Raw genomic sequence first — 10,826 nt, 5'->3', positions numbered from 1 at the left:
TCACGGCCCGGCAGCACCAGGCGCGCCCGCACGCCGAAGGGCTCGAGTTCCAGCGCCATTGCCTCGGTGAAGGCGTTTACCGCCGCCTTGCTTGCGCGGTAAGCGGAGATCAAAGGCATTGCCCTCAGCGTGACGCTTGACGTCACATTTACCACGACGCCGGCCTTGCGTTCCCGGAACTGCGGCAGCACCGCCTGCGTCACCGCGATCGTGCCGAACATGTTGGTCTCGAAAATGCCGCGCACGGTCGCAATCGGGGTGAACTCCGCCGGAGATGCCGCACCAATGCCCGCGTTGTTGACAAGGACGTCGATAGGCCCGGCCGCGTCAATAGCCTTGCGGATGCTTTCCGGATCCGTGACGTCGAGCGCCAGCACGCGCAGCCGCTCTGAAGGCGGCAGTACATCGGCGCGGGGCGTGCGCATCGTGGCGATGACTTGCCAGTCGCGGGCCAGGAAATAGCGGGCTGTTTCAAGGCCGAATCCGGAAGAGCAACCCGTGATCAGTACGGTTTTCATGTGAACTCCTTTGTTGGGGTGGTGTGCGTATGGCTCCCACGATAGACCGCCGAACCAGTACTTGCTACAATCAAAAGTCCGAATTTCATCTGCAGGAGTCCGGCTGTGATCGACCCTTTGGCCGAAGTCGTGCTGCTGCTGCAGCCGAGCGCCCGGTTTTCCAAACTGGTTTTTGGCGCCAGTCCCTGGCGCGTGAACCGCTCCGATGCCGGCCAGCCGTCCTATTGCGTGGTGCTCGAGGGCGGGTGCCGGGTTGCGATTGACGGACACGAGCCAATCGAGCTCATCTCCGGCGACTTCATGCTGATTCCCGCCGCGTATGGCGTTGCAATGTCCAGCCTCGTGCCGCCGCCCCCGGGCGTCGAGACGCTGGCGCCCACCGCGCTCGGCAACAATGAATTCAGGATCGGGGACGCTGACAGCCCCATCGATACGCGGTTGATGGCGGGTCACTGCAGCTTCGGTTCACCGGACGCGTCCCTGCTGGTCGCGTTGCTGCCGCAAATCGTGCATGTCCGCGGCGAACAGCGGCTCGCCACTCTCGTGCAACTGGTAAGAGATGAATCACGCGGACAGCGGCCCGCTCGCGAGGTCGTGCTGTCGCGGTTGCTGGAGGTGCTGCTTATCGAGGCGTTGCGGTCCACGGCTGAGACGACGGCATCGCCGGGCCTGGTGCGGGGACTGTCCGATGCGCGCCTTGCGGCCGCGATCCGCGGTATGCACGCACAGCCGACGCGAGCATGGACGGTTGCCGAGCTCGCAAAAGAGGCCGCGCTGTCGCGATCGACCTTCTTCGAACGCTTTAACCGGGCGGTCGGCGTGGCGCCAATGGAATATCTGCTCACCTGGCGCATGGCGCTTGCGAAAGACCTGCTGCGCCGAAGTGAAGGCCGTGTCGCCGAGATCGCACAGCGCGTGGGCTACAGCTCCGCAAGCACTTTCAGCGTCGCCTTCACGCGGCACGTCGGGCGGCCACCGTCGCAATATGCGCGCGAGGAACAGGTCGTCACCGACGACACCTAGGACGTCGGCAACACGCTGCTGCTTAGGCAATGCCTTACGCTGCGAAGGCATGCTTGCCCGATGGCCGCCCGCGGGCAGCCATCGTCTTCGCCCTAGCTCTTGGTTACATCGAATACCAGATTCACGGGCGATGGTCCGAACGAAGGCATGGGCACTACGCCCGTCTGGTTCACACCGGTCTTGGTCCAGTCGCATACGCCCGAGGGGAACACGGCCTGAAGACGCGTCATCTGGTCGGACGTCAACGGGGCTGCGTAGTCGTGCGGGTCGATGGCCTTCAACTGGCATTTGGCGACGTCCGCCGATACCGGACCGCCTGCGCGAAGACGCGGCGACGTCCACGACGGGAACAGCGTGTTGCAGGTCGTGTTCGGCTGGTTCGACAGTGTCTGCGTCTCCGTGATGAAGTGGGTGGCATCGCTCCAGCAGCCGTCCACCGCCTGCGTGGGCTTGTCCTTGATGACCTTGTCACGCTGGCTCGACGTGCTGGTATCGGCCTTGTAGGCGACGACCCACTGGATGAACGTGGCCCATGCATTCGTCGCCGGCACGGGGTTGCCGCGCCACATGACCTGGTTATCGGCGCTGCCGTTGGCGCGTTTCAGCCGCTCCCGTGTGGCGAAGTGGAACCACTGATAATGGTAGCCGCCGTCGTCGTTATAGATGCCGCTGACGTCCATGATCGGGATCGACGACAAACCGCCGTTGCCGCTCAACTGAAGACCGCTTTTATACATCCGCTGGATCGCGCCCGGATCGCCGGATGTTCGCGTGCTGATGTAGTTGTCGTCCGCGTCATAACCGCCGATCTTCGCGTTCAAGTCGATGAACTGGTCCGCCGTAATCGAGCCTTCGTTGAGCGCGGCGAGACCGTACTGGACGCCTGTATTGTCGAACGGACGCAGCGCGAATCCCGTATTCGGGTCGATGCCATACACATTGCGGTTCCAGTCGTACACATCGGCACGCGCGCCCTTCGGGTTCGAGTTCGGATCGTAGCGAAGGCCCACGGGCACGATGGTGTTCCAGGTCCCGGCAACATAACCCGAGATATCGACCCGCGACGAAATGGGATCGGTGCGGCCGGCCTGGTTGGCGGCATCGTAGAAGGCCTGCAGGCCTTTATAGCCCGAGACCGCCACTTGTTGCACCGTCGAGAACCCGGTGGGATTCGTCACGGCAAAGTAGTGCGTCAGCAAATGACCGTCCGAGCCGGAAAATGCAATCGCCAACGGATCAGGGAAGGTGCACATGACAAGCACGCCGTCGAACAGACCGGGCACGATGTCCGCAGGCTGCATGCTGCCGTAGGACCCGCCGGAGCATCCCTCGCTGACACTGAAATCAGGCACGCCGAAGGTCTTGATGAAGTGTTCCTTGCTCATCATGGCGGCTTCCGCGGACAGGACGGCATTGCAGCTATTCGATGCATGCTGCAACGTGTTGCTGAAGGTCGCATACCCTTCGCCGAGCCGGGTGGGATCGAGGTCGCTCAGGTTGAAACCCGCAATCGCCAGGTTGCCTATGGCGCCGCCCTGAATGTACCAGCCGCCCGGGCAGCCGAATCCCTCTATACCGATCAGCCGCTTGTTCCACGCCTTGGGTGGAGCAAGCGGAGTCGGTTGCGCCTCGGTGGTGGGATCGTGCAGCACCGCATTCTGGTAGATCCCGCGGTCGATCGTGCCGGTCTCCACACGGACGACAAACGGCACCTTTGCGCCGCTGAGCGTCGTGGTTGTCGAGACATCGGCGGGCAGCGCTGTCGTGCTCGGCATGGGCTTGAACGCACTGCCACCGTTAGGCATGTAGATATAGGTCACCTTCGTGGGCGCGGAGCAGTCGGCATCGGTGGCCGTACCGAGCATGCTTGCGTCAGGCAACGCAAAAGCCTGCGTCTGGCAGAGGAACGGGCTCAGGTGCGGACCCGAGATGATCGGACCGGTGATCGGGTAATTGGTGACGTTGAGCGACGCGCTGGTCGTGCCGATCGACGCGACGATCGTATTGCCGCCGGTCGCCATGCCGGTGGCCACGCCCTGGTAGACGCCGGCAACAGCGGTTGGTTTGAACGCGGCGGATTCGTCAGTGCCATTGACCTTGACCACGACCGCCTGCGCCGCCGGGGCGTTCGTCGCAATCTGGATCAACGCGCTGCCGCCCGACACGTACTGCGGCGTGGAAGACAGCGATGTAACCGCTATGGCGTACGGTTTTCCGTCGTCGGAACCGCTGTTGCAGCCCGCAATCATGAAGGCGGCGACGCCCCCGGCGAGAACTCTTCCAAGACAAACGGGGATACTCGCGCGACGTATGCCGCGCATCAGGGTAATTAGCATGTCTCCTCCGGGAGAGGTAATTTTGTTGTCTTCACCCGACGACGCCTTTTATCGGGCAGGACTCACAAGGCAACGTCCATGCCAATTCGCGCGATTGGGCAGCACTCCTGATATGCATTGATTTAACTGATGTTTTTTGATGTGTGAACTCAGGCCACCCCCGCAGCATCCCGGAAATCCGTAATGGAACCGCTACCCGATCACGGGTTCGGGGACGGTCGCGTCCTGCCGCCACTGTTGCGGCACTGTTCATGAGTCACGCGAAGTCGCCTGCCGGCATGCGACCTAATGCAAACACTGATATCGCAAACCACAGGGGTGTAGTCAAACTCCACTCGTTCCACACGAGTGCTCATGCAATGACGACCCGCTCCTACGTTCGTGCGCGCCTGCTTGTACTGCTTGCCGTTCTCGGATGCGTGCTCGCAGCGGGCGCATTCGGCTATCGCTATGGCGAGCGGGTTGCGGCTTCGTCGTTGCAGGAATCGGAGGGGCACAAGCTCGACCTTTACGTCGACTCGCTGCGCGGGGAGCTTGCACGTTATGCGTTCTTGCCCGCTGTCATCGCGCAGAACCGTGACGTCATAAGCTTGATGAAACAACCGGTCAAGGATCGTGCGTCGATCTCCGCAGTCAACGACTATCTGGACCACGTCAACAAAGCCGCGCAGGCAACCGCGAGCTATCTGATAGATCGAACCGGCAGGACAATCGTCGCGAGCAACTGGCAAGAAAAGAACTCATTCGTCGGAATGGACTTTTCATATCGGCCGTACTTCAAGAGCGCGAACGCGGGCTCGAACGGCCACTTCTTCGGCATAGGCGCCGCCGGCGCGGAGCCGGGCTATTACTTCTCGACACCCGTGCGCGACGGCCGCGAGATAGTCGGCATCTCTGCGGTCAAGATCAACCTCGACTCGCTGCACGATTTCTGGCTGCGAAGCGACGAACGCCTGCTTGTCCTCGACGGCAATGGCATCGCCTTCCTAAGCACGGTTCCCGAATGGCGATACAAGGCCTTGAGGCCGCTATCTGCACGCGCTCGAAAGGAGCTGGTCGATACACGTCAATACAACGAAGACGGCATCATGAAGACCATCGGCTTCAAGGAGATCCGCAGTCTCACCGCGGACGCCATGCTGATCGAGAGCGCAAAGAGCGAAGGTGGTCACGTCGACCCGAAGGTGCGGGAGCTGTACCTGGCCCAGACCCGGCTCGTTCCGGGCACCGACTGGAGCGTGATGGTATTGAGCAGCGTGGTGCCGATCGTCACGTCGGCGCGAACCGCGGCTGCGGCGAGTGCGCTCGCGGTCCTCTTCATCACCAGCCTGATCGTGGTCTTTTACCAGCGCAGACGGGCACATGTGCATGCCAAGGCGAGCAGGCAGGCACTGGAACTCGCAAAGCTCAGTCTCGAAGACCAGGTGGTGTCCCGGACCCAGGATCTCGTCGATGCAAATGCGCTGCTGACCGCGCAAGTGCAGGAACGCCTGCGTGCGGAACAGGCCCTGAAATCCGCAACGGACGGTCTCGTGCAGGCGGCCAAGCTCGCGACGCTCGGCCAGATGTCCGCTGGCGTGACCCATGAGCTGAACCAGCCACTGGCGGCATTAAGAACCCTGACCGACAACGCCATCAAGATGATGGACAGAGGACTGCACGCCGACGCTCGCAGCAACCTTGTCGCGATCACCCAGCTCGTCATGCGGATGGCGAAAATCACCGGCCAGCTTCGCAAGTTCGCGCGCAAGTCGCCAGCCGGCGCTGAGCCGGTCGCGGTGGGCTCGGTGGTGAACGACGCGCTCTTCCTGCTCGAGCAAAGGATCAGACAGGACGGGGTCATGGTGCGCCGGATGGGCAACGCCGATACCCTTGCCATTTGCGACGCAAATCGTCTTGAGCAGGTCCTGATCAACCTGATGTCGAACGCAATCGATGCAATGGAAACCGCGGAGGGTGCAGACCAGCAGAAGGTGTTGACCATCGCGGTCGACAGGAACCGTGAACACGTACTCATCAGTGTCCGCGATACCGGGACCGGCATCACGCCCGAAGTCCAGGCGCGCCTTTATGAGCCGTTCTTCTCGACCAAACGCCAGGGTGCGGGACTCGGGCTGGGCCTGACCATTTCACTCGGTATCGTGCAGGAGTTTGGCGGTTCGATCGCAGCGCGCGGCTGCGCGCCGGGCGCCGAGTTCATCGTGTCACTCAAGGCGGCCTAGACCATGAACAATTCAGACGCGCTTACCGTCATCCTGATCGAAGATGACCCCGCCGTGCGTCTGGGTGCGGCTCAGGCGCTGCGCCTCGAAGGTATCCGGGTTTCCGAATTCGATGCGGCCGAGCCCGCACTGACTTATCTGACCGATGACTTTGCCGGCATCGTGGTGACGGACGTCAAGCTCTCGGGCATGGATGGCGTGCAGCTCCTGCAGCAAGCCGTCGCAATGGCGCCAAGAGTGCCCGTGATCCTGATTTCGGGTCACGGCGATATTTCCATGGCCGTCGATGCCATGCGCGACGGCGCCTACGACTTCATCGAAAAGCCGTTCTCGTCCGACCGGCTCGCCGAGGCTGTCCGGCGTGCGCTGGAGAAGCGCCGGCTCACGCTCGAAGTGCAGGCGTTGAGAGCGACGCTGGCGGCCCGCGAATCGATCGAGTCGACCATCATCGGCCGCTCCCCCGCCATCAGGCAACTCCGTGAATTGGTGCTGTCATTGGGGGACGCCGACGCGAACGTCATCGTCCTCGGGGAAACGGGCACGGGCAAGGAACTGGTCGCGCGCTGCCTGCATGACCACAGTCAGCGCCGCAAGCACCACTTCTCGGCCCTCAATTGCGCAGGGGTTCCCGAGTCGCTGTTCGAGAGCGAAGTGTTCGGACACGAAGCCGGCGCTTACACGGGGGCATCGAAGAGACGGTTGGGGAAGATCGAATACGCGGGACACGGCACCTTGTTTCTCGATGAGATCGAGGGCATGCCGTTCGGGCAGCAAGCCAAGTTGTTGCGCACGCTCCAGGAACACCAGTTCGAACGCCTCGGGTCGAACGAGATGATCCCGATGAATTGCAGGGTCGTCGCCGCGACGAAAGTGGATCTGCTGGAGCTTTCCGAGCATGGCGAGTTCAGGGCGGATCTTTACTACCGGCTTGGCGTCGCCTTTCTCGAAATCCCTCCGCTAAGAGACCGTCCAGAGGACATCCCCTTGCTCTTCAATCACTTCCTTCTTGAAGCGGCGGCTCGGCACCAGCGGGATGTGCCCGAGGTGAGTTCGGCGCAGGAACTCGAGTTGATGCAGCGTCCGTGGCCAGGCAACGTGCGAGAATTGAAGAATGTGGCTGAGCGCTTCGTGCTGGGCTTGCTAAGACAGAGCCATGCACCTATGGCCACCACGCTACGGCCAAATCGTACGTTGAGCGAACAGGTCGCGGCGCTGGAGCGGCGCTTGATAGAAGACGCGTTGAGGCTGTGCGCGGGAAGGACGGCGGCAGCCAGTGAACTGCTCGGCCTCGCCCGGAACACGCTCTACGACAAACTGAAAAAACATGAACTCGACCCGGAGTCTTACAAGGGAGAGGAAAACGTTATCCGGAAACGATGATGCACCGAAGGGCGTCGCTTCGACGATGCCATCGAGGCCCGGGGCGAGAATCAGGTCGTGCTCTCGACAAGCCGCGCAGCCGCGGACATCTTCCTGATGCGGTCCGCGATCGCGGCATCGACCGGTGTGTAGACGATCAATCCGAGATCCGGCCGGCCATCGACTGAAAACGATGAGTATTCCAGTTCAATAGTCCCGAGCTCCGGGTGCATCAGTTCCTTCGTTCCGTCTCCGTGACCGTGCACCTCGTTTTCCCGCCACAGGACTTCGAACTCCGGACTGGCCCTGCAAAGCTCGTCCACGAGTTCATTGACCTCCGACACGGCACCCGCCCGCGCGGCATCCGCCCTGAACGCACCGACAACAAACCGGGCGATGTTTTGCCAGTCATGCTGCTTGGCGCGAATAGCGGGATTGCAAAACAGGAAGCGCAGGATGTTGCGCTGATCTGCCGGCAGTGCGCCGTAATCGGTCAGCACGATGGCCGCGGCACGGTTCCACGCAACGACGTCCCAGGTAGCGGTCTTGATCAGAGCGGGACTTCCATCGAGCGAATCGAGCAGGCGCTGCAGCCGGGGACTGACACCGTCTACAGACGTATAGCGGACTTCCGGCGGCCGTCCCAGCCCCAATACGAAAAGATATTCGCGCTCCGGCTCCGTCAGCATCAACGCGCCGGCGATCCGGTCCAATACGTCTGACGATGGCGCGCCGCCACGTCCCTGTTCCAGCCACGTGTACCAGGTCGGGCTGATATGCGCCCGCAATGCAACCTCTTCCCTGCGCAACCCCGGCGTGCGCCTGGGTCCCGAAAACCCGAACGCGGCCGGGTCCAGCCGCGTTCGGCGGTTGCGTAGAAAGACTCCTAAGGAACTGGGCGTGCTGATCGGCATGAGGACCCTGTTAGTCATCTTAATATGATGATCTCACTACTTTAAAGGAATAGAAAATCGCCGGATAGTAGGCTCCTTACTATCCAGCGAGGCAACAACCATGCGTATTTTTCTTACGGGCGCGACAGGATTCATTGGATCGGCTCTCGTTCCGGAACTCATTCAAGCAGGCCATCATGTTATTGGCATGACCCGTTCGGACGATGGAGCGCGCGCACTCGAAGCCGCCGGCGCCGAGGTGCATCGCGGCACGCTGGAGGATCCCGACAGCCTGCGCAGCGGCGCGGCGCAAGCGGATGCGGTCATCCATACTGCGTTCGACCACGACTTCACCAAATTCGTCGAAAACTGTGAAAAGGACAAGCGCGCCATCGCCGCCCTTGGCTCCGCACTCGCAGGCTCCGACCGGCCCCTCGTCATCACCTCGGGAACCGGAATGGGCAGCGGTCAGCACGGCGAACCGGCGCTCGAAGACGTCTTCAATACCAGTCATCCCAATCCACGTATTGCGTCGGAACTAGCCGGGAATGCGCTTCTCGAGACGGGCATCAATGTGTCCGTCGTGCGGCTTCCCCAGGTCCACAATCCATTCAAGCAGGGACTGATTTCGCCGCTCGTCGCAGTTGCACGCGAGAAAGGCGTCTCGGCCTATGTGGGCGACGGCCTCAACCGCTGGCCAGCCGGTCACCTTTCCGATGTTGCACGTCTCTACCGGCTCGCAGTAGAGGCAGGCAATCAGGGCGAGCGTTATCACGCAGTGGGTGAAGAAGGCATCACGAGCCGGGCTATCGCAGAATCCCTCGGCCGGGGCCTGAATCTGCCGGTCGCTTCGATCACCGCGGAGGAAGCAGCGGCACATTTCGGATGGATGGGAATGTTCGTCGGCCTCGATATGCCGGCATCGAGCGCCCTCACTCAAGCTCGATTGGGCTGGATTCCGACGGGGCCGACGCTTATCGAGGATCTGGACCAAGCGCGGTTCGTCTGATCAGCGCGTTCGCGGCGGCCTCGGGACGTGGAACCTAAAGCAGGCCCCTGGGTGAAAACGTGACGAGACGGTCAGTCCGCGCGCCGACGGGCCGAAATAGCGGATGCAGTCGACACCACCAGGTCCGCAAAGCGCTGTTCGTCGCGATCGGCGTGCCAGCGTGAGCGCGCGACGGCAATGTTCACCGCGCCGATGCCTCGGCCATGCGCGTTGGTAATGGCCGCGGCAGTCGAGATATCGGCGACGAAATATTCGTCTTCCGTATGCGCATAGCCCTGCTTGCGGATCTGCACAAGGCGCTCCTTGATCTTGCGCGGCTGATGCACGGTGGATGCGGTGTACTGGACAAGGTTGGTGCGCGCCAGGATATCGTCGACCTCTCCATCCGGCAGCGTGGCAAGGATCGCGAGACCGGGCGCCGTGCAATACGCCGGCAACCGCGAGCCCGTGATCACGTGCGCATTGAACACGTTGCGACTGACAATCCGCAGCACAAACACGATGTCGACGTCGTCGAGCACGGTCAGATTGGTGGCCTCTTCCGTCTCTGAGCCGAGTTGCTGAAGATACGGCGTGGCCCGGCTTACCAGTTCGTTGGAAGTCAGATAGTGATAAGTGAAATCGAGCAGCTTGGGCGACAGTTCGTACTTGCGGCTGTCCGGGTCCTTGAACAGGTAGCCAAGCGCCGAAAGCGTGAACGTGAAGCGTTGCGTGGCGCTTGTGTCGAAGCCGGTGAGTGCGGAGATCTCAGAAAGCGATAATTGCCGCTTGCTGCCGTCGAACGCGGTCAGCACGCGCATGGCCTTTTCAACCGATTGCACGAAGAGCGATGACTCCGTCGGATCGCTCGCCTTTTCCTCGCCGGAAACGGCGAGTGGCGCATTGGACTTGCGGCGGCTGGTGGGCGGGGCGGATCTCACGTTCTTGTTCTCAGCATCGGTCAGGCACGGGCTCGCATTATCGCATGTCGCTGTACAGGTATCAGGATGAGATAACTGGCTGACTGCGCCTTGCTCCGCTCTGATAGAGCTTCAGCGGCGCAGCCTGTCCCATGCGTTACCCACGTCCCGCGAAAGCAGATGCTTGCGGATCCGTTCGCTCGCGGTGAGTTCGAACTGCTCGACAGCCCGGTAATATCGCGGCAGCTGAAAGCTTGCGAGGCGCTCGGAAGCCCATGCATGGAGCGCTTCCCAGTCTATGGCTGCGTCCTTGAACTGCACATCCAGAAGGATGTCCTGCTCCCCCACCAATGTCGCCACGCCAATTGCGGCGCTCGCCTTGACCGCCGGATGCCCGGCAAACACCCGCTCGATCTCCCACGCCGAAACGTTCTCGCCGCGAGTTCGAACTGCTCGACAGCCCGGTAATATCGCGGCAGCTGAAAGCTTGCGAGGCGCTCGGAAGCCCATGCATGGAGCGCTTCCCAGTCTATGGCTGCGTCCTTGAACTGCACATCCAGAAGGATG

General features: G+C 61.8%; 8 protein-coding genes and 1 pseudogene. 4 read left to right on the top strand and 5 right to left on the bottom strand.

The window, feature by feature from the left end:
* On the bottom strand, window positions 1-518 hold a 518-nt coding region (locus tag ACRXB1_RS19970; RefSeq protein ID WP_449492975.1), incomplete at its 3' end, for an SDR family NAD(P)-dependent oxidoreductase.
* A gap of 105 nt (window positions 519-623) precedes the next feature.
* Here ACRXB1_RS19970 and ACRXB1_RS19965 point away from each other — a divergent pair.
* Window positions 624-1,541 carry an AraC family transcriptional regulator gene (locus ACRXB1_RS19965; protein ID WP_062001514.1) on the top strand — a complete coding sequence of 306 codons (918 nt, stop codon included), beginning with the start codon at window positions 624-626 and terminating at the stop codon, window positions 1,539-1,541.
* 92 nt (window positions 1,542-1,633) lie between these two features.
* Here the strand turns inward: ACRXB1_RS19965 and ACRXB1_RS19960 are convergent, their stop codons facing one another.
* Window positions 1,634-3,877: a DUF6351 family protein gene (locus tag ACRXB1_RS19960; RefSeq protein ID WP_174362487.1), complete on the bottom strand. Its 2,244-nt coding sequence runs from the start codon at window positions 3,875-3,877 to the stop codon at window positions 1,634-1,636.
* 359 nt (window positions 3,878-4,236) lie between these two features.
* On the opposite strand from ACRXB1_RS19960, the gene ACRXB1_RS19955 reads away from it, so the two are divergent.
* Together ACRXB1_RS19955 and ACRXB1_RS19950 are read left to right on the top strand one after the other, a co-directional pair.
* On the top strand, window positions 4,237-6,099 hold the full coding sequence (locus ACRXB1_RS19955; protein WP_174362486.1) for an ATP-binding protein: 1,863 nt from the start codon (window positions 4,237-4,239) through the stop codon (window positions 6,097-6,099).
* A gap of 3 nt (window positions 6,100-6,102) precedes the next feature.
* Window positions 6,103-7,479, top strand: coding sequence for a sigma-54-dependent transcriptional regulator (locus ACRXB1_RS19950; RefSeq protein ID WP_449492974.1), 1,377 nt, complete (start codon window positions 6,103-6,105; stop codon window positions 7,477-7,479).
* A 50-nt stretch (window positions 7,480-7,529) separates the two neighbouring features.
* On the opposite strand, the gene ACRXB1_RS19945 is transcribed toward ACRXB1_RS19950, so the two are convergent.
* The gene (locus ACRXB1_RS19945; protein WP_174362489.1) at window positions 7,530-8,372 is read right to left on the bottom strand and encodes a helix-turn-helix transcriptional regulator; all 843 of its coding nucleotides are present in this window, start codon (window positions 8,370-8,372) and stop codon (window positions 7,530-7,532) included.
* Between the two features lie 100 nt (window positions 8,373-8,472).
* On the opposite strand from ACRXB1_RS19945, the gene ACRXB1_RS19940 reads away from it, so the two are divergent.
* The gene (locus ACRXB1_RS19940) at window positions 8,473-9,360 is read left to right on the top strand and encodes an SDR family oxidoreductase (RefSeq protein WP_449492973.1); all 888 of its coding nucleotides are present in this window, start codon (window positions 8,473-8,475) and stop codon (window positions 9,358-9,360) included.
* 71 nt (window positions 9,361-9,431) lie between these two features.
* Here ACRXB1_RS19940 and ACRXB1_RS19935 read toward each other — a convergent pair whose 3' ends face one another.
* Both ACRXB1_RS19935 and ACRXB1_RS19930 read right to left on the bottom strand, forming a co-directional pair.
* A complete protein-coding gene (locus ACRXB1_RS19935; RefSeq protein WP_231941515.1) occupies window positions 9,432-10,280 on the bottom strand; it encodes an IclR family transcriptional regulator in 849 nt (282 codons plus the stop codon).
* Window positions 10,281-10,391: 111 nt separating this feature from the next.
* A pseudogene (locus tag ACRXB1_RS19930) lies at window positions 10,392-10,712 on the bottom strand (AMP-binding enzyme); the annotation flags it as partial.
* Window positions 10,713-10,826 lie beyond the last annotated feature (114 nt).

The sequence above is a fragment of the Caballeronia sp. M23-90 genome (assembly GCF_053574605.1).
This window is presented reverse-complemented; position numbering and strand designations above follow the sequence as displayed.

Excerpts from the sequence above, each read along its gene's own strand:
- ACRXB1_RS19945 (WP_174362489.1), bottom strand. The coding sequence starts at position 8,372 with ATGCCGATCAGCACGCCCAGTTCCTTAGGAGTCTTTCTACGCAACCGC.
- ACRXB1_RS19950 (WP_449492974.1), top strand. The coding sequence starts at position 6,103 with ATGAACAATTCAGACGCGCTTACCGTCATCCTGATCGAAGATGACCCC.
- ACRXB1_RS19955 (WP_174362486.1), top strand. The coding sequence starts at position 4,237 with ATGACGACCCGCTCCTACGTTCGTGCGCGCCTGCTTGTACTGCTTGCC.
- ACRXB1_RS19960 (WP_174362487.1), bottom strand. The coding sequence starts at position 3,877 with ATGCTAATTACCCTGATGCGCGGCATACGTCGCGCGAGTATCCCCGTT.
- ACRXB1_RS19940 (WP_449492973.1), top strand. The coding sequence starts at position 8,473 with ATGCGTATTTTTCTTACGGGCGCGACAGGATTCATTGGATCGGCTCTC.